The sequence below is a fragment of the Pseudomonas sp. PWP3-1b2 genome, from assembly GCF_049896045.1.
GTDB lineage: Bacteria > Pseudomonadota > Gammaproteobacteria > Pseudomonadales > Pseudomonadaceae > Aquipseudomonas > Aquipseudomonas antarctica_B.
This window is the reverse complement of sequence record NZ_JAFCTN010000023.1, coordinates 41,504-66,943: the sequence shown is the minus strand read 5'-3', so window position 1 is coordinate 66,943 and position 25,440 is coordinate 41,504. Positions and strand designations below refer to the sequence as shown.

Below are 25,440 nucleotides of genomic sequence, written 5' to 3'. Positions count from 1 at the left end.
AGTCAGTCGCCATCAGGCTGCCGCACTGCGTTTGATTGAGGCGATCACCGAAATGATTGCGTTGGCATCCGCGTCGCCAAACGCACCGTCTAATCCCTCGTGGTGCAGCGCGGTAAAAGGCGGCTCATATAGTTGACCTGCTTCCATCACGCCCTGCCGGGTTAGACGCTCGATGATCATTTCAACAAACCGAATCTGCTGACTGCTGTAGCGGTTCTCGTCGAGGAATTGACCGAAAGCCTCTTTTGCGGCATTGCGATCCAAGCCTACCAATGATCGGATCAGCAGTGTCAGCGGTTGGTCAGTGCCGTAGCACTGCTCGAACTGCTCACGACTCTGAACCGGTTCTGACTCGTAGACAAAATGCTCCAGCTCGCTCAGATCGCTAGGCGTCAGCGGCCGGTTAAACTTGAGCTTGGCGATGGCCACATGGTTCTCATTGCCACGGATATAGGCTTCGACCTTTTTCTTGTACTGCTCCAGGTTGATGCCGGTATTGAAATCTTTCAGGTTGACTACAGTCGCTTCGCCAATCTCGTCGCTCAGCACGCTATAAACGGGGTTGCTCAGGCGGCGTTCGATAAACTTGATCAGCTCACGCATCTTGCGCCGCAGTTGCTCAAGCATCGGCAAGCTGATGTCCTGCCAGTACTCGTCGGTTTGCACGTCCTGAAGCAACGCAAGCTCAGCATGCACTGCCGGAATGCTGTCCATCACTTCTAACTGGCTGGCCAGCTCGACTACCTTGTCACGATATGTCACGAAGTCGCTGGTCGAGCGAAGTAACCCCAGCTGCAAATTCAGGCATAGGAGATCGAACAACTTGGCGGATATGTGCTCAGGAGCGCGCTCACTCGGCAAGCCGGCGACGTGACTGCGCAGATCACCCAGCGCTGCATCATCCAGCGCATTCCAAACTTCACGCTCGGCAAAGCGGGTTACGTGCTCAAGTTCGGTACGCACGATGAAGTTGTCCTTATTCATCGCCGCGACTTCGTCGTGCAGCTCGTCGGTCAACTCCCTGCGCAGCTCGACAAAGGCATCGTACTGGCCTCTGGTCTCCGCCAGATCAACAGGCTCGCGAACGTCCTTCGGCGCTAACAACGACAGCAGATCCAGCCGCGCTTTGAACAACCGCTTGCCTAGCGGTTCGGCCGTACCGCCCAAAGCGCCTTTGGGGTTTTCGTTGAAGTATTCGAAGTTGGCGCAGAAGTCGAAGATGGCGAACTCGCGCTTGTGCACACCAGGCGCAAACAGGTCCGGGCATAGGCGCGTGCCGCGGCCGATCATCTGCAAGAACTTCACCTTTGAGCGGACGGCCTTGAAGAACACTAAATTCAACACCTGTGGCACGTCGATGCCGGTATCGAGCATATCCACTGAAATGGCGATCTGCGGCTGCTTGTTCAGTTTGCTGCTGAAGTCATCGATCAGGGTCTGCGCATAACTCACTGCATGGGTGATCACCCGGGCAAACTCCCCCTTAAAGTGCGGGTAATGATGATTGAAGCGCCGTGCGATAAAATCGGCGTGCTTTTGGTTCACTGCAAAAATAATGGTCTTGCCGAGCTTGTCGCCACCCTCCACTGTCAGGCCATTTTGCATCAAGTGTTTTAGCATCAGGTCAACGGTTGGCTCGTTGAATAGCTGCTTGTTGACCTCAGACGCTAGCACCTCGGTAGGTGCATCACCTTCGGCACTGTAATCGCCCCAATCCAGCGACTCCCAATGCTCTTTCTCATCATCGCTGAGCTGGTCGTAACGGATGCCTTCGCGAACAAACTTGATCGGCACCGAATAAGCCTTGGGCGGCACTAGATAACCATCATCCACCGCTTCATTCAGGCCGTAGGCATCGGTCGGTACACCGGTTTCCAGACCGAACAGGTGATAGGTATCGCGATCCACTTCGTCACGCGGGGTAGCGGTCAGGCCCACTAGATAACTGTCGAAGTAACGGAAAATCGCGCCGTACTTCTGGTAAACACTGCGGTGCGCCTCGTCGATCACGATCAGGTCGAAATGGCCAACGCCGTACTTGCGACGGTCGCCCTCCATCTGGTCGATCAAACCCATCATGGTCGGATAGGTGCACAGATACACCCGACCTTGGCCATTTTTGTCGGTAACAAGATTGACAGGACTGGAGTCCGGCAGGAACTCCTTGAAGGCATTTGCGGCTTGTTTTACCAGGGCTACCCGGTCAGCCAGAAACAGCACGCGCTTGACCCAGTTACCCCGCATCAACAGCTCGATCAGGGCAATCGACATCCGTGTCTTGCCAGTGCCGGTGGCCATGGTTAGCAAACCGGCGCGGCGGCCCTGACTCAGTGATTCGGTCATCGCTCGAATCGCCCGGTGTTGATACGCCCGCTCAACAATCTCGCTATTGATCGGCAGTTCGCGCAAGTCGGTTTGCAGGCTGCGCCGCTGAATCGCCAACTCCAGCTCATCGCGGGTGTAAAAACCCTGCACTTCGCGTGGCGGCGCACGGCGGTCGTCCCACAGCCAGGTGTGGTTACCGTTGCTGTAGAAAATCAGCGGCCGCTGGCCCTTCTCGGCTTCCAGGCAATCGGCGTACAACTTGGCTTGCTGCTGCCCCACGTCCGGGTCTTTCAGGCTGCGCTTAGCTTCCACCACCGCCAATGGTCTGCCGTTGGCACCCCACAGCACGTAATCGACAAAACCCTCACCTTGCCCGTTGGGCATGCCGCTGACTGGCACTTCAGCGTCAGCGTTTTTGCCCAATTCCCAACCGGCCTCGCGCAGCAGCACATCGATAAACAAACGGCGGGTGTCGGCCTCGTCGTAATCATGGTTATCCGGCACTGCGATATTGGTCGCCTTGGCCTGGGCCAGCGCCGCTCGTGTGGCAACCAGCTCAGCATCCAGTCGCGCCAGCAGCGACTCGCGTTCACTTAGGGTTGCGGCTTGCTCGGCAATCGCCGCCTCTCGGGCTTCAAGGGTGCCGTGCTGGGCTGCAATCTGTTGCTGGAATTTGGCTTCCTGCTTTATCAGCTCAGCACGAGTAAAGGCTGCCGCCTCGCTAACGCTGACCAACTGCGGCACGCGTTTTTCGTCAAACGCGGCGTCGATGCTTTTTGGTTCGCTGGCGCGGGTATAGGTGCGCGCCAGCCAGAACAGCAAATGAAACAGCTCGCGCACCAACTTCATCGCATCGCTGTAGCCAATCGGTTGATTGGAGTGCACCGCCTGATTGCCAAATTTCTGAATCAAGCGCGCCTTCTGATGGATTTGCGGCGGCAATAGGCGCACAAACTCCACCTGAGTCAACAGCAAATTCAGACCGTTGTCGTAAGGCATGCGCAGGTCACGGTCATGCTCGTACAGCCAATGCACCGTCTGCTCCAGCGCATGCCGGGTACGCATGCAACAGGCACGCGGGTCGGAATACACCAACTGCTCCGCGCCCTTGGCCGGCTCAAATAGCGCTTTAAATTCGGGGATTAGAAATTCAAAGTTGCTCATATCAACCGGTTGCCTTCTGTGAGTCCATCTCGTCCAGGTGCTGGCGCACGCTGCCTATTGAATCCTGAATCCTGCGGGTAAAGCTGGAAGGCTCGCGGTAGCTCATCACCAGCCGATCAATCGCGCGGGTCATGGCCACATAAAGCAAACGCGCCTCGCCTGCCTCATCTTCGCCCTTTTTCGGCATGTCACCCAGGCCAGGAATCAGCACCAGACCGAACTCCAAGCCTTTGCTCGAATGCATGCTGACGATCTTGACTGCATCCTCATTGCCATACAACGCACTACGACCCCTGGGCGACTGGCCCGAGGCAAAGGCGATGTCAGCCTCACTCAACGCCCGCTCGATGCAGATGGAGTACCAGTTCGAGGACTAAAGTTTTCCTTCAAATGCCCGTTGTTGCAGTGAAGTAAACAGCTTCTCTAGCCCTGCCGAACTTGATTGAGAGGCTAAGGCATTTTTAATGATGTGCTGACATATCAAATCGAACTTATCTTGTAGGTTTCTTGGCGGAATCATCATAGGAAGCTCCCTCAATCGACCAAGAGTGATCTCACGAAATGTCGCACCTTTAACCTGCCTTTCAATCCAGCGCTGAGTTCCCGCAGAGCGAAGGTGGTGTAGAGCAAAATTCCGTGCGATCTTTTCGCCTACCGCAATACGTGCGGTCCCCTGCGTTAAATTCGCTCCATCCAAGGACTTGGGTACAAGTGCAGTGGTCCCGACGGTCGCTCGGATACTCATGACGATATCGCCCGCTTCGACACGGGACCGACTGAATTTCTTCGCAATTACTGGATCGGTCCGTCTTAGTCCTACTTCAATTATCTCTCCGTCAGTGATATCGCCCGTACGGATATATGGAGTGCCGCCAGCAAACTCCTTACCGGCCTGAACGATCCCGTAAGTGACAATTGTCCCTGGATTGACTGCTTCAGATAGGGGCTTTTCCGGCCACTCCTTCGGGTTGGTCATCGGGTCGCCGAACATCTCCAGAAACAAAGATTGCAGCAAGTGATTGAGCTTGGTGATGGCTTCACGACGCTTGGCACGCAGCGCGTCGGCCCTGTCCAAAATTGCCGCAATACGGCGCTGTTCGGGGAGCGGAGGGAGCGGAATCATTGCCGCACGAACGATTTTGTCACTTACAGCCGGATAGCTCGCTCCTGTGGCTAGGCGCACCATCTCGCCAACGAACTTTGGGTGCTTTACCCAATGAAAAAGATATGAACTATCAACCCTGTTCGAACGCGGTCGTAAAACGGTGTAGCCAGTTGAGGCCGTTGCACCATCAAGCTCAGTTGGCACAATAGCCACACCGTTTAGATTAGGACGCACGGTTGAGACAAGAATGTCTCCGGTCTTAACAATTTGTCGCGCACGAGATGGTGCATCCGAACATGCTATAGGGCTAATGCCTTCGATGCGCTTTGTATCTTTATCGACTGATGACAGGTCAATGTAATCAATCTCACCATCAGGATCTTCTGATGCTGGACTCCAAGTCAGACATCGATCAGTGCATTCGCCTAGCGCCACCAGATTACTCACCGATCATCTCCTCTAACTCTTCCATCCCTCGCATAATCTCCGCTTCCAGCGTTTTCAACTCGGCCAGAATTTTCTGCGGAGCTTCGTGCTGCACTTCTTCGTACACTACTTCCTTGTAGCGGTTAATCGACAAGTCATAGTCGTTGTCGACGATTTCAGCCTTGGGAACCAGAAAGCATTGCGCGGTACGGTCAAGGCCCGCGCTGGTCTTTCGCTTGTGCCAGCGGTCAAGGACGTCAGGCAGGTTATTGCATTCATGTTTGCTCGCATCTAGTTCGGTGCGCTTATCATCCAGCGAGAACCCATCAGCTTGCATGTTGTAAAACCAGACATGGTCAGTGCCGCCTGAGTTGGTTTTGGTAAACAGCAAGATGGCAGTGGACACCCCCGCGTAGGGGCGAAATACGCCCGACGGCATTGAAACAATGCCGTCCAGCTTGTGCTCTTCCACTAGCATCTGACGCAGCGCCTTGTGCGCCTTACTGGAGCCGAACAATACGCCGTCCGGGACAATCACCGCCGCGCGGCCACCGGCCTTCATGAGGCGCAGAAACAGGGCAAGAAACAACAACTCAGTCTTTTTGGTTTTGACGATTTGCTGCAAGTCCTTTGCGCAGGCCTCGTAATCCAAGCTACCAGCAAACGGCGGGTTGGCTAGAATCAGACTGAACTGACCTTCGACGCCAGCATGGCCTTCGCTGAGCGAGTCGCGGTTTTCAATCGCCGGGTTTTCCACTCCGTGCAGCAACATGTTCATCGAACCAACGCGCAGCATGATGCTGTCGAAGTCGAAACCGTGAAACGTGTCGTGGTTGAAGCGCTTGGCGCTGGCCGCGTCTTGGTACAACTCATGACTGTGGTGAGTGTTGAGGTATTCGGCAGCCGCCACCAGAAAACCAGCGGTGCCGCAGGCCGGATCACAAATGGTGTCCGACGGTTTGGGCGCCATCATTTCGACCATCAACTTGATAATGTGCCGAGGCGTACGGAACTGACCATTCTGCCCTGCGCTGGCAATCTTGCCGAGCATGTATTCGTAGAGGTCGCCCTTGGTGTCGCGGTCTTCCATGGGGATGGCGTCGAGCATGTCCACCACCTTGGCCAGCAACGCCGGATTGGGGATGGTAAAGCGCGCATCCTTCATATGCACGGCGTAGGTGGACTCGCCATCTTCGCCGCCCAGCGACTTGATGAAAGGGAAGACCTTGTCAGCAATCAACGTATATAAGCTGGCAGGATCACCCAGTGCCTTGAACGCCGCCCAGCGTAAATCTGCCTGGTAGGGGCTGAAAATCGGATTATCAATCGGCTGCCCGGTGCGCGCGGCCTTACGCTCTTTAACCGTCTGCAACTCGTCGAGACGCTTGATAAACAGCAGGTAGGTCATCTGTTCGATGACTTCCATGGGATTGGAAATACCGCCGCTCCAGAACGCATTCCAGATCTGGTCAACTTGGGATTTGATGGCGCCTGTGATCACTACTGATAACTACCTGGATTGAATAATGGGTTTACTGCCCAGCGCAGCAACAATGCGGGCAATAGGCCAAGCTGGGAAAACGCCGGCCTGACAAGGTATGCGCAGTGTAACGATTAGCGGGTGAGGCTGTCAGGCACAACCGCGCGGACTACATCGAACGCAAGTGCCCGATGATGGCTTGGTGGAGTGACCACATCCAGAATGCGGCCACGGGCAGTCTGTTGGCATCTGCTATCAATCTAACCAAGGACCGTAACGTCGTGCCGATACGTTGAGGGCTCACTGGATGGCGCCGGTAGCCGAAATTTTCGCCCAGATGCATTAGTAGTTCTGTTGGCGACACCGGCGACGCCGGCGACAACCCACGTAATCCATGGCGCGCAGCATGGCGACAGAAGTGGCGACTGTCGCCAAACCTCCTGCATGTCTGCGCTCCTCCGGCCAAGCCCCAGCGCATGGGAATGCTCCGCATTCCCATGCGCTGGGGCTCACATTTAAAAGACGACGAACGGCTCATCGTCCATCCAACGCCCCTCACGACCAAGGCATTCCAGCACCGCTGGCTGGCCCAATCGGCTGCGCGCAATCCGGTTGACCCAACCATACGCGGACGATAGAAAGAAGACTCAAAGCGCTGCCGTTGGCAGCACCCAGGTAGCCAGAACCTTTGAGGCTACGCCACATCGTGGTGGTTCACCCCAAGTGCGATTAGCGTCCGGCGGCTCGCACGGTCACAGCGATGTGATGGATGCCTACTTCTCAGCTTTGCCCACTGCGGCAACTCAGGCCTTCTCCTGGCTGCTCTGCAGCAACTTTCCGCTTGGCCATTTCTTGCGCCAACCTGTTGCCCGTCTCTTTGCCCCAAAAGAGACGGGCGCTCCTACCGCTGCTGCAGCCCAACTCGTACAAGGCTTTGCGGCATTCCTCCTCGTGACAATCGGCGTGACAAACACCGAAGTCACCAGCAACAGCGATGCAGATGATGGTGCCGCAGCCCACGCAATGGACTGCACCTGACTGACCGTCAGGCATGCCCCGGTCATCTCATTACTGCCTTCACCTGACTCAGGATCTCGCGGCACCGGTCTCGTCAACCAGTGCAGCCTCCACCCGCCCACCGCTATCGGTGTTCAGGAGGCCAGATCATGAGATGCCCAAGCTCCCGGTCGTAAGGAGCCGCCAGTCCCGCGTAAGTGGACAACCCTCACAGGTCGCAGGGGCCTTTATCCCTGATAACACTCAACAACCGTGGCGGGGTGAGTGAGGACGAAGTCGATAATCTCAGGAGAATGGCGATGCAACTGTGCGAAGCGTTCGAGCCACCACAACCGTTGCTGGAATACCAGCAGGCGCCACTGCCCTACCCGGTCGAAGCACTCGGGGAACTGTTGGGCCCTGCGGTCGAACGACTGGCCGAGGTGATCGGCGTGCCTTGCGCCATGGCGGCGCAATCGGTGCTAGCCACTGCAGCCCTGGTGAGCCAGGGTCATGCCAATGTCCAACTCGACGGCCGAACCTATCCGCTGTCCCTCTACCTACTGACGGTGGCGTCCTCGGGTGATCGCAAAAGCGCGGTGGACCACCTGGCACTGAAGGCCGCGCGCGACTGGGAACGACAGCAGTGGACCCTGTATGCGGAAAAGCTCAAAGCTTATCGCGTAGCCACCAGCATCATGACCAAACCCAAAACGTCAAAGAAACACGCGGAGGCGGAAGACAGTGAGCTATCCGAGCCGGTACCGCCGAGACTGATCATTGCCGAACCCACCATTGAGGCTCTGGTCAAAAGCCTGTGCAATGGTTTGCCCAGCATGGGCTTGTTCAATGATGAAGGTGGCCAGTTCTTGGGCAGCAGCACCATGAGCAAAGAGAACCTGCTCAAGGCGATCACCACCTTGTCGACACTGTGGGATGGTAGCCCGATCGACCGGGCGCGTTCCATGGCCGGAGAAAGCCTGCGCGCCTATGACCGCCGCCTCAGTCTGCATCTGATGCTGCAGCCCTACCTGGCCAACCAACTGTTCAAAGACCCGGTGATCAATGGCCAAGGCATCCTCGGCCGCTGCCTGATCAGTTGGCCCGAGCGCCTGGCTGGCCAGAGACTCTACAAGGCAATCGACCTGACCCGAGATGCCAAAGTCCAGGGCTACCAACAGCGGATCACCGCCCTGCTGCAAAAGCCCTGGTCGCTTCACAAGGATGGCTCACTCAATCCCGCCACGCTCGAGCTGACTGCCCGTGCCCGTCGTGCCTGGATTGATATTCACGACACCATCGAGTGCCAGTCTGGCGAGTTCGGCGAGCTAGCCGGTGTCCAGCCTTTCGCGGGCAAAGCCCCGGCGAATGTGCTGCGCATCGCGGGCGTGCTGGCCATGGTTGAAGAGGCCAGTCAGTTAGATGAAGCACACATCCAGCGCGCCTCCACGTTGATGGATTACTACCTGGCCGAGATCCAGCGCCTGACCGAACAGGAGCCAGTCAATAGCCGACGCGAAGAGGCGGATCGGCTGTTGCGCTGGCTGGTGCAGAAAGGCTGGACCCACTTCAGCATCCGAGACGTCAATCGCAACGGCCCTCGTTTTGCCCGCAAGAGCGCTGACCATACCGCCTCTTTATTGGTCGTACTGATCACTCATCGCTGGCTGAGCAGTCGCGATGGAAGAACCTTCGAGGTACGCTATGTTCCGCCTCAATGACGCGGTGCGCCGCTACCAAGCGCAACATCAACCGCAGCCAGAATCGCGGCGTGTCGCCACCTCTGTCGCCACCCTGTCGCCGCGCCCCAGGCCAGAAACGACGCGGGTTGTCGCCACTGTCGCCGCTGTCGCCACACCACCACTTGATCCTGCCTACCTCGTCCTGCTGATTGAGCAACTACGTGAAGAAGGGGCACTGTTGCAACACCATGAGAACGCCCTCCTGATCCGCCCGACACACTGGCGGCAGGTGGACAGGCTCAGCCCCCACTGGAAAGCCCTGCTGCTCTTTCTGCAAACAAACGAAAACGGTGATGATGATGGCTCTGGTCGGTCGGCGTGAGGGTCGCAACTTTGGCTACGGTCGGCAGCTGAGCTACGCTGGCCCACAGGCGCTCAAGGATCTGTTTGCCGACGGCCACTTCGCCACGGTCAAAGCGCATAGCGATCGCTGGCAAGCGTTCGTGCGTTGGTGTCGGTCAGAGGATGGACCCGGTTACAACGATGCGCGCCAGATCGATCGACAGACGCTGCAAGACTACGCCGCTTACCTGCGCCAGCAGATCCAGCAAGGCGAACTCTGCATCGCTACCGCGCAGAACCGTCTGAGCAGTGTTAACCGCACCCTCGCGGCACTGCGCGGTGATCAGGACGTGAGGATCGCCAGTCCGAGCCAGGCGTTGGGACAGCAGCGCTCGAACGTAAGCACCCGCGCGCCGGATGGCCAAGACCAGCAACAGGTACGGCGAGTATTCGAGGCGCTTGGCAAACAGCAACACGAGCGGGTGGCCGCGATTGTCCTGTTGGCCCGAGTAACCGGTATGCGCCTGCGCGAAGCGATCCTGGCTGACCTGCCACGCTTGCACCGCGAAGCCGAACACTTAGGCCGCATCAATATCCAGGACGGCACCAAAGGCGGCCGCTCAGGCGCATCAGCGCCGCGATGGGTCGCGGTAAATGAAGAGGTGAAAGCGGCGCTGCTGTTTGCTCGTAAGGCATCGCCGCCCCGCAGCCGCAACTTCCTGGCCCGAGACGAAAGCTACGCCGCGTTCCTGCAACAGACCGTACTTCCCGCCCGTGAAACGCTGCATGAACACGGGCTGAAGGGTTTTCATGAACTGCGAGCGGCCTACGCCTGCGAACGTTACGAGCAGCTCACTGGCCACGCGGCTCCGGTCAATGGTGGTCACTGCTATCGCATTGACCGCGACCTTGATCAACAGGCGCGCCAACAGATCAGCCTTGAACTCGGGCATAACCGGATCGATGTGATGTCGGCCTACATTGGAGGTCGAGCATGACCAAGTCCTTCGATATGGCGCTGTTCCTGAGCGGCGTACTGACCGGCTCGAAGGTCACTCAGCAACGCCACCTACGCCAAGCCCGAATCATGCAAGCGACCATTCAACAACGATGGCAACGCGATAATCCCTGGACCTGGCAGCTCAAGCACGTGCGCTGGTTTCTCACTCAACACCTGAACGACCATTGCGACGCCACCCGGTATTATTATCGACTCACAGCTCTGTTGATCTGGGAGCGGCTAGGGAATGACCGGCAACTGCTGATGGATATCTCGATGCGTCTTGGATAGACGACACACCGGCCTTAACAATTGACAAAACGATTGCTCTCAAATAAGGAAATCAAATGAAAGCCAGATTTTTGCCACCTAGAGTCGGCCATTATGGAAATCTCGTATGGCGTAGAGAGGAGTTCGTAAATAAAAATGCTGAAATATCAAGCTCACTTAAAAAACTGAGAAGCCTCGGGTACTGGGCAAGTGCATTCCCAGAAGGCGATGGCGTGACATTTAGCGCACCAAGCTTTACTGCCAACGAAGACGACAGAGATATACTTGAAGACTTCAGGAACTGCTTCGACTGGATTGACATTGAGCAAGCTCAGTCTCGCGACTCCAATACCGAAATAGCTGAACTGGAGACAGATAACAGAACATTAAACTGCACAATTATAATCCCTCTAGAAAAAATCTACATACAAAAAACCTTAACCCTGGGAAAGTATACATATTTCTGCCGTAAAGAATTCGACCAAGAGCCCTACGAGCGGTTATCAGACTTAGAAACTGAGTACGTACAATTCAACTGCAAACTAAACTATCGAGACCTACTAAGGCTCAATCGCACCATAGACCATAACGACTACGTTATAAATAAATGCTTATCTTTAGCAGAACATGCTTTAGACATCATAAGATATTCCCACAGCTCCTTTAAAAATAAAGCATTTACGCCAAATCCAGCTGGACAGCGCGATGATGGCTTTTATGATGTCGAAATCATCCCATCTGAGAGAACACACTTGAAACCGCTGAAACTTAGCGGAATATCAAAGCCACTATCGGTTAGTAATAATTGGCTAGGACCTCAAGTCGACGACCTGCTCTATCCAGGCACTCACTATTTAGCCGCCATCTACAATGAAGAAATCACAAACGAAATATCCTCATCCGTAACTTCATCATTACGCTCGTGCAGGCAGTCGTTTTACTCGATTGGCAGCGAGTCACAATTCTTAAATCTTTTATTTACACTCGACGGCCTTGCCGATCCTGAAAAAAAATGGACGGGATGGAAACATCGGAGTTACATAGCCGCCCTTATTTGCGAACGTTCCCCCAACAAATTCCACTCCATCCTTGAGGAGTTCGACCGCATATACAACGACATCCGAAACAAACAAGTTCATGAAGGAAGAGATTTTTACCAGATCCCCGATGATCCGGACGACGTATCCGAGACGATATTTTGCTATATTAAAACATTAATCCAGCTAATTGCTGACAAAGGCTTCTCTAATAAATCCGAATTAAAGCAATACGCCATGACGCTATTAAAGGAACAGATCTATAAAGACAAATGTCATGAGGTCGTTCAACGAGTATCTATAGCTCGAGAAAAAAAACCTGAGCATCCTTCATGGTAGGTTTACACTACGGAGCAGCCCTTTAATTTTTCGGTGAGTCACAAGCCCTCCCCACACATTTTCAAATCAAAAAATAAATTTTGGCCAGACCACTATCTTTATAAACAGCTTGCACCCTATTGCACGTAAACGTGGTCTGACCCCAGTTTTCCTGCATTGCTTTCCAGTTCAAATTGAAATTCCACGCTATTAAGTAGCTCTTAAAAACAAACAATGGAGCTTGCAAGACCGACAATAAATCCAGTAGCTTTTACTACAACCTATAACGACCCCTATCATTACGGTAGGTACCAATCGATAATATCTCGCACATGATAAGGCGCCTCGTAAACAGTGCTTTTAAATACTATATTTGACTCCGATATAGATTGCACATAACCGGTGATCTCTTCGATATCTTCGGGCGCAAAACCGTAACGCATAAGTAGCATATGCATCGAATTATTTGTTCCAAACCTTAACAACTCAATCATCTTGTCTGCACGGGCATCAGCGGTTAACGTTTTATAGACTTTAAAAGCCGCTATAAAAACGTCCGACAGGGAAAAAGATATAACCTGATCTAGATAGTCATATGTATCAAAGACGATCACATCGTAACTGACATCAGTTGCGGGCGTCCCATCCTTGTGAAGTGAATATACATAAAGACCACTATGAGGTAACTTATGAGCCGGTTGAGAAAACTCAGCGGCGCCACGACGCCCAAAGCTCCTACGTGATATACGGCTATATCTAACCCCTACAATCTCCTTGAATGATCGCCCTTGAAACGTTTGAAGCATTATACTGATTGCACTTTCAAAGACATTCATCTCCCCCTTGCCTAACTCTCTGTCCAAAGAACGCTCGAAGATAACTAAAAAATAGTCATTCAAGCGAATTCTGGTATCACGATTTTCATCCCCCTGAAGGACACTTCTAATAGTCAAATTTGAGCCATAAAGCACACCCAATATTTCTTTGGCAGCGTCAATAACTTCAGGAGAGGATAATCTATCAATTTTTGTAGAGGGCAAATGGAGCTCGTCGTCAAATGTCCCATTTTTCATAGAATCTAAGAGCTCGGCGTTATCACTATCTTCGTCATACGGCTGATCTATGACTGACCTTTCGTTCAACACAAATTTATCGTTAATCCTAGTAATGAAAAGATCAGCGCTTCTTGTAAACACATATCCATAATCGAATATCGCTTGTTTTGAAAGCCGCCCCGCTCGCCCAATCAAGTTTTTAAATGAAAGTGACTTTTCTTCGTCACTCTCGCCTTGAAATCGCATATTGTCTAGCCAGACGATATCAAAGGGCATATTTACACCCTGAGCAAGTGTACTGGTTGCAAAACAAATTTTTGCAAAACCTGCCCGAATGAATTCTTCGACCAAAAAGCGCACTTCTAACGGAACTGATCCATGATGGATGACTACTCCTTTTTGCAGTAGTTCAACCATTCTTGAGCGGTGGTCAATTTTGTTGGCACCAAGCAAATTCTCGACAGAAGTTATTATCTGCCTGGCCTTAGGATGCGTAATGCTAGGAAATTTGGCTATATGCTCTTCATACCCCTCTAGAAAGGAGCCATTATAAATAGATGCTTTGGACACATAAATTAAAATGGAATGATCACCACTAAAGGCAAAAGACTCAAATCCACCCTCAAACTTTACACAATTGCGTAGAAGATTACCTTTCTCTTCGAAAGGTGAAAATATATAGCAGTTGCCATTTGAATGCTGGAAGACACAAATTTTTCCCACTGTCCCGTGAGTGTAAGACCTAGCATAACCATTACCTTCAGGAATATCGTGTTTCTTAAACTGAGCGTCAGGATTGTCCACGAAAGGATGAGCGAAAATAAGTTTTGCTGATGAGAATGTTTTTTGTATTCGCCTTACTAAAACATCAAAAATCACACCCCGCGACCGATCTTCAGAAACGTGTGCCTCATCAAAGAAAAAGACTCTTAAATCCAGCTTGGCTGAAGTTGTAAAAAGATCTCTAGCTCGCTCAGGAGTGAGTACAAATATTCTACGAGGATTTCGACTTGTAAAAATAGCGTCAACAAATGGAGTGATCATCACCCCCTTATCGCCATCAAACCTCTCCTTCATAGTATTTATATATTCAGCAATCAAGGCTCTAGAAGGTACAACAACAACTGCATCACCCTCTTGCTCAGCAATGAAATCCCGAATCGAATAGGACTTCCCAGCACTAGTTGGCGCCGATATTGATACAAATTGCTTGCTATCAATAGCTCGACGAACACTTGCCTGCACGGGAGTCAAGTATCCCCCGTAGGCTTTTTTATGAGCTTCACCTATGGAAGATAGAAGCAAAGAGTATAGGTTCTCAGGCCTAATCACCTTATAGAAAAGTCCTAGCGCGGAGATTATTCGCTCTTCAAGCTGAGAAAACACATCCGGATGAAACACTCTATATAAAGATAGAGTTTCTAATATACCTGAATTAATCGGCCCTATCCTATGGACTTCATCAAGCACTCCAACCAGATCTTCAAAAGGAGTTAAACTATTTCGAATCAATCTAACCTTCATGAGTCACACCAATCATATAAACAAATTTCACGCTATGATTTTCGGAAAACTCTGCAGCTTTCTTTAGTGCATTTCTATATACTGTGAGCTGATCATCAGCATGAATCGAAAACGCCGCAATAACACCATGAACATTATTATCAAGATTAGAAATCCCTTCGCTTGTAGCCAGGCTTACTAAGTGAACCCTATCTCGTTTGTGTTTTTTTACCGTAACGAAATCTCCAGCTTGTTTTAGCGCACGCCCATACGAAGTAGTACTTGAGCAATACTTCGCCTCTCCAAAATTTATGATATGGCCAGGGCATATACTATGAAAATCGAAGCCTTCATTCTGTTTAGCTTGAGGCTTCCAAAGCTCCGCGATGGGTATGAGAGTGTGTTTGAAAACAACCTCAAGAGCTTTGGCCGCTCCCATTGAGACCATTAGCTCACCAAACTCATCAACGACAGAGTCTTCTCTTTCAGCAGCTTTAAATATTTCGACAAGAAGCTGCGCGGTTTCTTGAACAGTGTATTCATAGGAGGATCTGGTGCCGGCATCCAAGGTCATCATCCATGAAGTATCCACTACAGACTCGGAAAGCACCTTGGCTATTTTTGATATCTGGGACACATGAACATGGCAGAGTTTTACGAAGTCAATTCCATTTGCATTAAATACCTCGGTGAACTCACACCCCCAGCTAGAATCCGGAAGCGTCCCGCCATAAGTTATCGTCACGTAGATTCCTCCTTGAAAAGCGGGCTAAAAAAAATAGGAAGTACGCCACAACAGTCTGCGGATCTTATGAGGTCTGGAATTATGAGAAAGAAGGAATGCGGAAGAAAAGCGCACCCTAACTGACGAGAATCAGCTCTAAGCGAAAAGCAAGGCACGTCCACTCTATAGGTAGTCTTAGCCACAAATCGGATCCCTGATTAGGCACATCGCCATCACGGATGAGGCTAGCGCGCTAGGCTTAGAAGGTAAAGAGCCTGCAGTAACTACATTGGTCTAATTTTTGGAAAACTACTGCCTAAACCAGTCTGGATGGAAGCAGGAAATCTCTGCTATGAACCGCCCTGGCTTGGCGGGGCAAGCGCGAGGATTCATCATGCTGAGCCATAACACTATGCCGCAGTGCCTATGCTTGATGGCCAGCGTGAGGTCATAAGAAACGATGGTAGCTGCCGAAAGGATTGGGGATGAAGGAGACAGATTTACTTTCCGGGCTCCAAGCGCTGCAGCCTCACCGACTGAGCGTCTTACTTTCATTAAGCCAAATACAAAAAAGCCTCTTTTTTGGTTTTTAGTATTCCAAATGGTATTCCATCGAAAAACCAGAACAGGTTTTAATCATCAAAAACAATAGGTTAGCAATTTAATTCAGATTCCCCCGGCCCACCAATTCGAAGCATCGACAAAACTCGCCTAGTGCGGGTTTTGTTGTTTCTGGGTTGTAGAAAACCCCGCGAGCCTGCCGTCGGAATTTTCCTGCACGATATATAGGCTTCGGTGAACTGGCGCGATACGACCAGCGAATGCAGCCTTCAACCGTCGCTGAAACAAATACAGCACGCGAAAATGCCCCCAATCTCTATCCTTGGCGCACAAGCAGCGGTTGAATAAAACTACCCATCAGCTCAGTACAGAGCGCAGGCAGTTAGAACCTGCCCAGCAGGTCCTGAGCTTTTTTTGCCTGAGGTAAAGTGAATGAAGCGAACAGCCGTCCTCACTGATGACCTGCACGCCGAACCCTGACGCAAACCCAAAAATGGCATTGCTACGCTTACGCTGGTGAGGGATCAACCGGGCCTTAGGATTTTTCCTTCAATACGTAGCGGCATTCATGAACTGGCCCCCTCCCCCTAACCCCACTAACCTCCTCCAGTCGCTGCAAAATCAGCGACCGGGTTTAGCAGCTCGGTTAATATCAATGCCTGCAAAGCCACCATCCGATCGAGCGATGCTTTGAGCATCAGCTCCTTCGCATTATGGCGGCTGTGCGTGGGGCACTTTCGGGTGCGCTGGGTTCCTTGATTCCTGGTCTGCTAACCCGCGTACAGTCGCCACCCTTTTCGTTTAGCAGCGATGTCTGGCGACTCCAACAATCAAGGAGTTTGAGCCATGAAAAAAATCACCCCTAATCCCCCAACCACCAACATCTTCACCATCGCCGATAACATCGGCCCCGAAACCCTCCTGGTCCAGGCCAGCGAAACCCTCGCATCCCTGAATGCCATGACCACCGACCTCGCTTTCGAGCTCGACGGCTCGACCCGACAAAAATGGCTCGCTGCCCAACAGTTAATCGTCCTGAGCGAGCTGTTGATCGACCGCGTGTTGAACACACAATCCTTCACCCACGAACTACCTCAGCCATAAAAACACCAAAAGGCGAGACGCCTGACAACGCCTCGCCCTCTGGAATCCCCCCACACTTCCCATTAACCTGACGCCCTCTATCAGACAACCGGAAGTCCGATACCCGTGTTCAAGCCCCTCGCTGTCATCGCGCTCGTCTGCGCGCCTTTGCTTGCCAACGCTGCCGACCTGGCCGGCGTGTGGACGGGCACACTCGGCAAGTCCGCCATCACCGCTTGCTTCAACGGCGCCCATGGCTCCAACGGCAGTTATTACTACCAACGCATCCTCACGCCCATCCAACTGACTCAAGCCAATGCCAGCGAGCCGTGGGCCGAGGAAGGCAATACCGGTTTCTGGCACCTGGATGAACCTCAGGGCGACACGCTGAAGGGTACCTGGAGCAAGACGCTTGGCGGCAAAAGCCTTGCGTTGAGCCTGAAGCGGGCGGATTCGGACAGTTGCGCCAGCGACACCTATAACAATCCGCTCGAAGCAGTGCCGCCGCCGGTCACGGTCGAGAACAAAACCTTCGGCGACCACGCCTATCAAGTGAGAACCCAGGGTGGGCAAGTCACCTTTAAACTTGAAGGCGAAGGGCCGGCGATCGAGCGCATCAACCGCGACCTTGCGCGGTTGGCGGTCAGCCCCGATGGCCAGGCTGACTTCTATCGCGAACGGCGCAACGCGCTGGACCAAAGTGGTGGCACCTCGACCAGTGAAATCACGGTGGAGCCGTTTTACTGGTCGTCACAGTGGATCACTGTGCGGTTTTACCGTTGGACAGCCGGTTATGGTCGCGGCGGGATCAGTTGGGGCCTGCACAGTTGGAACCTGCAGACCGGCGAAAGCGTCGACCCGTGGAGTTGGTTGGGCGGGCATGAGGAGTGGGACAGCCCTTACTCCGGCCAGGTCAAGTTACCTCACGCCTTCAGCACGTGGCTGGCGCAGCAAACGACGCCCGAGGAAGGCTGCCCGGCGATCACCAGCTATTCGACGTTCGACTTGAGCTTCAACACTTCGGGCCTTCAGCTTTCAACGCCAGCCACCGGCGACGGCTGCGACAACGAGTTGAGCTTCACCTGGGAGCAATTGGACCCCGTGCTGAACGCGCAAGGCAAAGCCGCATTGCCAAGCCTGAAGCTGCCCTGAAACGGGCCTTACAAAAAACTGACACTCGTTCATGAAGTATTCAGAAATGCTCACAGATACTAGCCGATCGCCACGGCCGCTCCCCCGAGCGGTCCCTTGCCCCGGTAGCCAGAACCATGACGCGTCCCGCTCCTCTGCTGCTTCTTCTCGCCTGTCTGTTGTTCTTCTTTTCGCTTGGTGGCCATGAGCTGCAAGGCTCCACCGAGGCCCGTGTCGCCGGGATCGCGATGGCCATGCACCTGGACAACGACTGGGTGATCCCGCGACTGTTCCGTGAACCCTTCCTGGAAAAACCGCCCCTGAGTTTGTGGCTGGACGCCGGCGCCATTCGCCTGTTTGGTGGCACGACCTGGGCGGTGCGCCTGGCCTCGGCGTTTGCCGGGTTGTTCAGCGTGATGCTGTTTTACGGGATGTTGCGCAAGTTCGGGCGACCGAAGAACCTGGCGTTCTGCGCCGCGCTGATCCTGGCAACAATGGCCAGCTACTGGGGCAATGTGCGCGGCGTAGGTGAGGACTCGTTGCTCAGCCTGGGCGTGACAACCGCGCTGCTGGCGTTCTATCAAGCCGTTCGACCTGATCGCGAAGGCTCTGCTGTCTGGGCGTGGGCCTTGTTCACCGTCGGAATGGTCATCGCCACCCTGAGCAAAGGCGTGCTGGGCCTGGCGATGCCGGGCATAGTGATTTTTGTGTACCTGGTCAGTACCAGCGTGATGGATAAACGCGTGCACATCGGCGACTGGCTCAAGCCCGCGCTGTTCACACTGTTGGCGCTGATACCGCTGCTGATCTGGCTGGGTTTTCTGTTTCAGCGCGGCGGGATGCAGGCGGTTGCCGAGGTACTGTGGACCAACAGCGTCGGGCGTTTCAGCGGCTCGTTTGTGGAAGCCGGGCATTACGAGCCCATTTACTACTACATCGCCAAATTGCCCGAGGCGTTCCTGCCGTGGAACATCCTGGTGTACCTGGGCCTGTGGCACTTTCGCAAAAGCCTGGTGCGCAACCGCTACCGCCTGTTTTTCAGCGTATGGCTGGTGGCGCAATTCACCTTGCTGACCCTGGCATCGAGCAAACGCATTGTTTACCTGATGGCACTCACACCCGCCGCTGCCGTGCTCGCCGCGGAATATGCCGGGGTGCTGCTGGAGTGGGTAAAAACCCACAAACCGGGGCTGTATCGCCATCACCGCAGCGTGATCACTGGCGTTTTCACCTTGGCCATCGCCTGTTACCTGACGGCAGCGTTCTGGTTTGCGCCCAAAGCCGACAAACGCCAGTCGTTTGTGCCGGTGATCAGCGCGGTGCAGAAGCTCCAGGCCGAAGGCAAAGACGTGGTGTTGTTCCAGCCCAACGAACGCATCGCCGGGGCCAGCGTGTTCTACCTGCAAGCCTACTTGCCGATCCTGCAGACCGAAGCCGAGCTGCGCAGCTATCTCGCGGCCAAGCCCGGCAACGTGGCATTGCTGGACCGTACTGAGCAGTTGAGCGAGAAGGTCACGGTGATCAAGGAAATGTCGATCAACCGCCAGCCTTACTTCTTCGTCGAGCAGTAAGGCTGACGCGGTGCATCAGTGCTTGGTGAGCTTGTCCAGGTAACCCATGGCGAACGCCGAGATTACGAAGGTCATGTGGATGATCACGTACCACATCAAATGCTGCGGATCGACGTTCTTGGCGTCCATGAAGATGCGCAGCAGGTGGATGGACGAGATCGCCACGATGGACGCAGCGACTTTCATCTTCAGCGATGAAGAGTCCATGGTGCCCAGCCAGTTGAGCTTTTCCTTGTTGTCGTCGATATCCAGCTGCGAGACGAAGTTCTCGTAGCCGGAGATCATCACCATCACCAGCAAACCGCCGACCAGCGCCATGTCGATCAACGACAGCAGCAACAAAATCACATCGGCTTCCAGCATGCTGAACACGTTGGGAATGACGTGGATGATTTCCTGGAAAAATTTCAGCGCCAGAATCAGCAGGCCCAGGGAAAGCCCCAGGTAAATCGGCGCCAACAGCCAGCGTGAGGCGTACATCGTATTTTCAATAAAGCGTTCCATCAGATCTCACACAGCTTGGCTAAAAATGGCTGCGAGTATACCAGCCGCTCACAAACACCTGTAACCGTGAGAAAACTGACCTGAGCGGCATCTGTAAGAAGATTTTTCTGCTAGTGTCGAGCCCATCGAATCGGCTCGATGACGTCGAACAGGAAAAACTCAGATGATGGATGTGCGATCCCATTTGGCCACGCTCGGCCTGGGTGCGGTGTTGCTGATGACTGGCGGCTGCTCCCCCAAAGAAGAGCAGAAGCAAGCCACCCTCGAAGAGAAAACGGCCAAGTTCGAGCAGTCGCTCGACAGCATCCAGGACCCCAAACTGCGCGACGCCATCGCCGACCTCGGCGGTTCGCTGCTGTTGCTGGAGCGCGCACGCGGCAAGCTCGCCAACAAGCCCATCGAGGCCGAATACGGCGAAGACACCCTCGCCCTGCTTAAGCATTACCCCACGCCTCAAGCCTTGGTGGACACCTACATCAATGGGCTGTTCGTGCTGCGCAAAACCTCGCATTCCGACTACCTGACCGACTTGCAGCCGGTGTTCCCGTTTAACTTCAACACGCCGGACCAGTTCCCGTTTCCCCACGGCCTGGAATGGCAGTCGGTAACCTTGAGCAACAATAAAGTCATTCCCTTCCAGCCGGAATGGTCGGAAACCGACCCCGGCATCCAGCTCAGCCCCAGCAGCTCCAACCTGACCAACCCCGATGACTTGACGATCACGTACCCGTTCATCGACGGCATCGAGACCGAAAACAAGAGCCAACCGCAGCCGGTGAGCCTAAAAGGCGCGGTTGAAGTGGTCGCGCCGGGCAAAGTGCTGACCTTCGACCTGACCAAAAAAGACGTCGGCCACAAACGCACCGAGGGCAACATCACCCTCAACCTGCTGCTGCTTGAGAAAAACTACGCCGAGATCGAGCTGACCAACAGCGCGCCGCTGGCGCCGGAAGTCGGCGACGAATCGCCAAACCCTCTGCTGGTGCAAGCCCGAGACAGCACCGGGCAGTTCCTCACCCGCGCTGGCTCGATCAACGAAAATGCCGCGCAAGTGGCGTTTTACGAGAAGCAGCTGGGCGAAATGCAGAAGCAGACGGCCTGGACGGACGCGTTCGAGAAGCAGCTCAGCGATGAGCAAAAAGCCTTTGAGCACAAGCAGAGCAGCCATTACGCCAAGGTGTATTTCAACGGCGTGATCGACAACCTGCAGGTCAACGTTCTCGATTTCTCCACCGCCACGCTCACACGCAAGGACCTTGACCTGCCGGTACAGCGCTTCGACAAGAACAGCCTGCAAAATACCGTGCAACCCCTGCCGATGCCGGTCACGGTGTATGACGACGGCGTCGCCAGCTGGCTCAAAGACGCGGCGATGACCGAAGACCAGCTGAAAAAAAGCGTCACCATCAGTCAGTCGACCGAAGACGCGAGTGCCGCCAAAGTCGTGTTCGACCACCCGTTCACCTTCAACGACGAACTGGTCGGTGCTGAACGCAACAACAGCGACGCGCCCATCACTTTCTTTACGGCGGATGAAAAGGGTGAGCGTGGCGAGCCGATTGAGCTGCCCACCGAAGCCTTTGAGATGAACGCGGGCAGCGGCACGCTGACGTACGACCTCAACCTGTTTCCGGAAACCCCGGCGTTTGTGGTGGGCTCGGTGCCGCTGTTCCTGGCCACGATTGATAAAGCCGTGATCGACGTCACCAAGCTGCCCAAAGGCCTGTCGCTCAAGGACAACGCGCTGGTGGTCGACCAGAAAGAATTCCCTTCCGACAGCTGGCGTTTCTACGCCAAGGACGCCAGCGGCAACTACCTCAAGGAAATCCTCGCGGTCAGCCACCGCGCCGAGGAATACGGCACGGCCCTGTTTGACGTGCATTACTTCTACGGCCAGCCGACCGCTCTGGAAAGCTACCAGCGCACCGACCTCGACACCGTGCAATACGGCTTCGAGGTCAAGCTGGACAAGCCCGAGAGCAAGTAAGCCTCAGTGGTGGGTGTCACGGGTCGCGTGCTCCCGGCCGCCATTGAGCTGCCGCAGATGCGCCTGCAAGTGCAGGCACCAGATCTGCGGGTCATCGGCAAGCTCATAGCCGTGCAACGTCAGGCTGTCGACAATCGATCCCAGAATGGTTTCTGCCACGAAAGGCCCATGAAACGGGCCTTGAGACTTGATGGCGGAAGGCTGCTCACCGGTCATTCCGGCAGCAAACAACAAGGTCCACATTCCGTTATCCCCCGCGAGAGGGCGAATGGAGCATTCGATACGGGTGACCAGCCCCAGGCATTGGCGGGTAAGGCAAAGGTTGCGCGGCATGGCGGCGACCCTCGGTAGATCGGTGTTCAACCTCGGCGCAGGGCCGAAGCTGTCTCTATCCAGCGACTCCTGTGGATATCCCTTGAATTGAGGATAGAGGAAAACCGTGCCAAACCAGGGCTGTAGAGACCAACGGGCGTTGGTCCCTGGGCGTGGAGTCAATTTTGTGGCGATACGCCACTGATTTAAGGTGGGAGCTGGCTTGCCTGCGATGACTGAGTCACAGGCGACACCTCTGCTGGCTGGCCCTCCGCAATCGCAGACAAGCCAGCTCCCACACCATCAGGTAGGTTTGGCTTCTGCCAACGCCTGCTGCGCCAACTCCTTCTCCGCCTCCTTCAAGTCTTCTTCGCTGATCATCTCGGCAATCGCGCGCAAGCGCTCTACCACGCGCGCATTCACGGTGCCTTCAGGGAATTGCCCCTCCTCGTCCGGCTCACCGGCCGGCTCGCCCACCAACAGGCTCAGCGCCTCGTCCGCCTGACGCACCGCATAGATGTGGAACTGCCCGGCCCGCACGGCCTGCAGCACCTTCTCGTCGAGCATCAGCGTGGCGACGTTGGCCTTGGGAATAATCGCCCCTTGCTCACCGGTCAACCCGCGCGCTTCGCAGAGGCGGAAGAAGCCTTCGATCTTCTCGTTGACCCCGCCCACCGCTTGCACTTCACCAAACTGGTTGATCGAGCCGGTGATGGCAAAGCACTGCTTGAGCGGCGTCTTCGACAGGGCCGAAATCAAGGTGCACGCCTCGCCGAGCGAGGCGCTGTCACCGTCCACGTAACCGTAGGACTGCTCCAGCGCGATACTCGCCGAGATCGCCAGCGGGAATTCCTGGGCATAACGGCTGCCCAGGTAACCGGTGAGGATCATCACGCCCTTGGAGTGAATCGGCTGGCCGAGGTTAACCTCACGTTCAATGTCGACGATGCCGCTGCCGCCCGGATACACCGTGGCGGAAATGCGCGCCGGCACACCAAAGGCCGAATCACCGACCTCCAGTACTGTCAGCCCGTTGCACTTGCCCACGGCCGCGCCGGCGGTATCAATCAGAATCACGCCAGCGAGCATGTCGTCGAGAATCCGTGCCGACACCCGCCCGGTGCGCGTGGCCTTGGCCTTGAGCGCGCGTTCGATATGCCCGGCATCGGTCATTTCGTCGCCAGCCAGGTGGCGAATGAAATCCGCCTCGCTGACCAGTTGGAACAAGTCGCCAATACGCGCCGACAAACGGCCCTGATGCTCCGCCAACCGCGCGCTGTAAGTGGCCAATCGCGCCACCGCGTCCGAGGTCAGTGGCGCCATGCCTTCTTCCGAGGTGCGGGTTTTGAGTAACTGGGCGAACTGCTCCAGGCTCTCGTCGACCATCGGGATGTCTTCGTCGAAATCCACCAATACGCGGAACATCTCCTGGAAATCCGGATCGGCGTCCTGCAACGCATAGTAGAGCTGGCGCGAGCCGATGATGATGACCTTGACCTGCAACGGGATCATTTGCGGGTTCAGGGTCACGGTCGCCAGGCGGCCCAGTTCGCCCAACGGCGCTTCCATCTTCAACTTGCGCGACTGCAAGGAACGCTTGAGCGCATCCCACACAAACGGCTCGCTGAGCATTTTTTCGGCTTCAAGGATCAGGAAGCCGCCATTGGCACGGTGCAATGCGCCGGTGCGCAACTGACGATAGGTGGTGTAGAGCGCGCCCTGATCGGTGCTGTATTCGATGCGGCCGAACAGGTTGTCGTAAGTCGGGTGCGGTTCAAACACCACCGGCGCGCCGCCGTTGACCGGATGGCCCACTACCAGGCTCGGGCAGTATTGCTCTTCGAGCAGCTTGCGCGCCTGGGCGTCGGTCTTGGCGTCATCGACGAACTGCTCGACCACGGATTTCAGCAGGTACACCTGCATGGCCTGCAGATAACCGCACACCGCAGCGTTTTCTGCGTACTTTTCCGACAACGGCGAGAGCAATGGCTGTAGGGCCAGGGTGATGGTCTCTTCGTTGAACTGACGCATCTGGTTGTTCGATTCGCGCTTCCACTGCGGCAGGCTGGCCAGCTCTTCGTTGAGGCGTTCTTCCAGCTCGGAAATATCCGAGTGGAAACGCTCGCGATCGGCTTCCGGCAACTGCGAGAACTCCGCCTCGTCCAGCGCCTTGCCTTCGAGCATCGGGGTGAACGCAATGTTGGAGCTGTCGCGGTACAACGCCACGTCTTTTTCCAGCGCCAGGCGTTCGATCACGTCCAGAGCCTTGTCGTAACGCTGATTGAACGCACGGTCGATGGCGCTTTTGCGCTGCTGGTACGTTGGGTGTTCGAAGACCGCCGGGAACGTGGCCACCAGGTTGTCGATCAAGCCGTTGATATCGTTGATGAACGCCGCAGCGCCGCCCGCAGGTAATTCCAGCGCACGCGGTTCGCGAGGGTCATCAAAATTGTTCACATAGACCCAGTCAGCCGGGGTCTGCAGGCGCTTGCCTTCGGCCTTCAGGTAGCGTTTGACGAACGAAAAGCGGCCGGTACCGGGCTCGCCCATGACAAACACGTTGTAACCGGGGCGTGGCATGGCCACACCGAACTGCAACGCTTCAACCGCACGTTCCTGGCCAAGCACACCGCGAAAGGGCTCCAAATCATTGGTGGTCGAGAAGCTGAACTGTTCAGCGGAAAAAGGACGAGTCAGCGCTTCGGGCGCTAAACGCAAGCTGGCAGCAACAGGATCAGGCATCGGGCTTCCTTACATCAGGCGGGGCAGATGTCGGCATTCTGGCTCCCGGTTACGCGCTCTGGCAAGGCACGCTTTGGGTAAAGCATAGACAGTGAAGCCGTCCTGCAAAAAAAACGCAGTAA

General features: G+C 54.8%; 19 protein-coding genes and 1 pseudogene. 11 read left to right on the top strand and 9 right to left on the bottom strand.

The window, feature by feature from the left end; all coding sequences use genetic code 11:
- Positions 1-12: 12 nt before the first annotated feature.
- The 4 genes from ACP7A2_RS16455 to ACP7A2_RS16440 are packed head-to-tail and all read right to left on the bottom strand — an operon-like array spanning position 13 to position 6,521.
- Positions 13-3,489 (bottom strand): DEAD/DEAH box helicase family protein, encoded by a 3,477-nt coding sequence (locus ACP7A2_RS16455; protein ID WP_057396619.1) that lies wholly within the window; start codon positions 3,487-3,489, stop codon positions 13-15.
- 1 nt (position 3,490) lies between these two features.
- The gene (locus ACP7A2_RS16450) at positions 3,491-3,826 is read right to left on the bottom strand and encodes a 3'-5' exonuclease (protein WP_230853156.1); all 336 of its coding nucleotides are present in this window, start codon (positions 3,824-3,826) and stop codon (positions 3,491-3,493) included.
- A gap of 36 nt (positions 3,827-3,862) precedes the next feature.
- Positions 3,863-5,041 carry a restriction endonuclease subunit S gene (locus ACP7A2_RS16445; protein WP_426135068.1) on the bottom strand — a complete coding sequence of 393 codons (1,179 nt, stop codon included), beginning with the start codon at positions 5,039-5,041 and terminating at the stop codon, positions 3,863-3,865.
- On the bottom strand, positions 5,034-6,521 hold the full coding sequence (locus ACP7A2_RS16440; RefSeq protein WP_057396616.1) for a type I restriction-modification system subunit M: 1,488 nt from the start codon (positions 6,519-6,521) through the stop codon (positions 5,034-5,036). Before ACP7A2_RS16440 ends, ACP7A2_RS16445 begins: the two co-directional genes overlap by 8 nt.
- A 134-nt stretch (positions 6,522-6,655) precedes the next feature.
- On the opposite strand from ACP7A2_RS16440, the pseudogene ACP7A2_RS16435 reads away from it, so the two are divergent.
- The 7 genes and pseudogenes from ACP7A2_RS16435 to ACP7A2_RS16405 form a co-directional block, all read left to right on the top strand.
- Positions 6,656-6,796, top strand: a pseudogene (locus ACP7A2_RS16435) (integrase); the annotation flags it as partial.
- 469 nt (positions 6,797-7,265) lie between these two features.
- Positions 7,266-7,538: a hypothetical protein gene (locus tag ACP7A2_RS16430; protein ID WP_426135067.1), complete on the top strand. Its 273-nt coding sequence runs from the start codon at positions 7,266-7,268 to the stop codon at positions 7,536-7,538.
- Positions 7,539-7,816: 278 nt separating this feature from the next.
- Positions 7,817-9,217 (top strand): YfjI family protein, encoded by a 1,401-nt coding sequence (locus ACP7A2_RS16425; RefSeq protein ID WP_426135066.1) that lies wholly within the window; start codon positions 7,817-7,819, stop codon positions 9,215-9,217.
- Complete coding sequence (locus ACP7A2_RS16420) at positions 9,201-9,560, top strand: hypothetical protein (RefSeq protein ID WP_426135065.1); 360 nt, start codon at positions 9,201-9,203, stop codon at positions 9,558-9,560. The genes ACP7A2_RS16425 and ACP7A2_RS16420 overlap by 17 nt, the downstream gene beginning before the upstream one ends.
- Positions 9,538-10,518: an integrase domain-containing protein gene (locus tag ACP7A2_RS16415; RefSeq protein ID WP_426135087.1), complete on the top strand. Its 981-nt coding sequence runs from the start codon at positions 9,538-9,540 to the stop codon at positions 10,516-10,518. Before ACP7A2_RS16420 ends, ACP7A2_RS16415 begins: the two co-directional genes overlap by 23 nt.
- Positions 10,515-10,811, top strand: coding sequence for a hypothetical protein (locus ACP7A2_RS16410; RefSeq protein WP_057396613.1), 297 nt, complete (start codon positions 10,515-10,517; stop codon positions 10,809-10,811). Before ACP7A2_RS16415 ends, ACP7A2_RS16410 begins: the two co-directional genes overlap by 4 nt.
- Positions 10,812-10,867: 56 nt before the next feature.
- A complete protein-coding gene (locus ACP7A2_RS16405) occupies positions 10,868-12,166 on the top strand; it encodes a hypothetical protein (RefSeq protein ID WP_426135064.1) in 1,299 nt (432 codons plus the stop codon).
- Between the two features lie 278 nt (positions 12,167-12,444).
- Here the strand turns inward: ACP7A2_RS16405 and ACP7A2_RS16400 are convergent, their stop codons facing one another.
- Entirely contained in the window at positions 12,445-14,724 is a 2,280-nt protein-coding gene (locus tag ACP7A2_RS16400; protein WP_426135063.1) for a DEAD/DEAH box helicase, read from the bottom strand.
- Positions 14,714-15,448, bottom strand: coding sequence for a hypothetical protein (locus ACP7A2_RS16395; protein ID WP_057396610.1), 735 nt, complete (start codon positions 15,446-15,448; stop codon positions 14,714-14,716). Before ACP7A2_RS16395 ends, ACP7A2_RS16400 begins: the two co-directional genes overlap by 11 nt.
- A gap of 1,386 nt (positions 15,449-16,834) precedes the next feature.
- Here ACP7A2_RS16395 and ACP7A2_RS16390 point away from each other — a divergent pair.
- The 3 genes from ACP7A2_RS16390 (at position 16,835) to ACP7A2_RS16380 (ending at position 19,773) form a co-directional block, all read left to right on the top strand.
- Positions 16,835-17,092 (top strand): DUF6124 family protein, encoded by a 258-nt coding sequence (locus ACP7A2_RS16390; protein WP_426135062.1) that lies wholly within the window; start codon positions 16,835-16,837, stop codon positions 17,090-17,092.
- A gap of 105 nt (positions 17,093-17,197) precedes the next feature.
- On the top strand, positions 17,198-18,223 hold the full coding sequence (locus tag ACP7A2_RS16385; protein ID WP_426135061.1) for a hypothetical protein: 1,026 nt from the start codon (positions 17,198-17,200) through the stop codon (positions 18,221-18,223).
- A 116-nt stretch (positions 18,224-18,339) separates the two neighbouring features.
- Positions 18,340-19,773: an ArnT family glycosyltransferase gene (locus ACP7A2_RS16380; RefSeq protein WP_426135060.1), complete on the top strand. Its 1,434-nt coding sequence runs from the start codon at positions 18,340-18,342 to the stop codon at positions 19,771-19,773.
- Positions 19,774-19,788: 15 nt separating this feature from the next.
- Here ACP7A2_RS16380 and ACP7A2_RS16375 read toward each other — a convergent pair whose 3' ends face one another.
- The gene (locus ACP7A2_RS16375) at positions 19,789-20,277 is read right to left on the bottom strand and encodes a TIGR00645 family protein (protein WP_348057023.1); all 489 of its coding nucleotides are present in this window, start codon (positions 20,275-20,277) and stop codon (positions 19,789-19,791) included.
- A gap of 163 nt (positions 20,278-20,440) precedes the next feature.
- On the opposite strand from ACP7A2_RS16375, the gene ACP7A2_RS16370 reads away from it, so the two are divergent.
- Complete coding sequence (locus ACP7A2_RS16370; RefSeq protein ID WP_426135059.1) at positions 20,441-22,264, top strand: hypothetical protein; 1,824 nt, start codon at positions 20,441-20,443, stop codon at positions 22,262-22,264.
- Between the two features lie 3 nt (positions 22,265-22,267).
- On the opposite strand, the gene ACP7A2_RS16365 is transcribed toward ACP7A2_RS16370, so the two are convergent.
- Positions 22,268-22,597, bottom strand: coding sequence for a hypothetical protein (locus ACP7A2_RS16365; RefSeq protein WP_426135058.1), 330 nt, complete (start codon positions 22,595-22,597; stop codon positions 22,268-22,270).
- Between the two features lie 282 nt (positions 22,598-22,879).
- Positions 22,880-25,318, bottom strand: coding sequence for a Lon protease family protein (locus ACP7A2_RS16360; protein ID WP_426135057.1), 2,439 nt, complete (start codon positions 25,316-25,318; stop codon positions 22,880-22,882).
- Between the last annotated feature and the right edge of the window lie 122 nt (positions 25,319-25,440).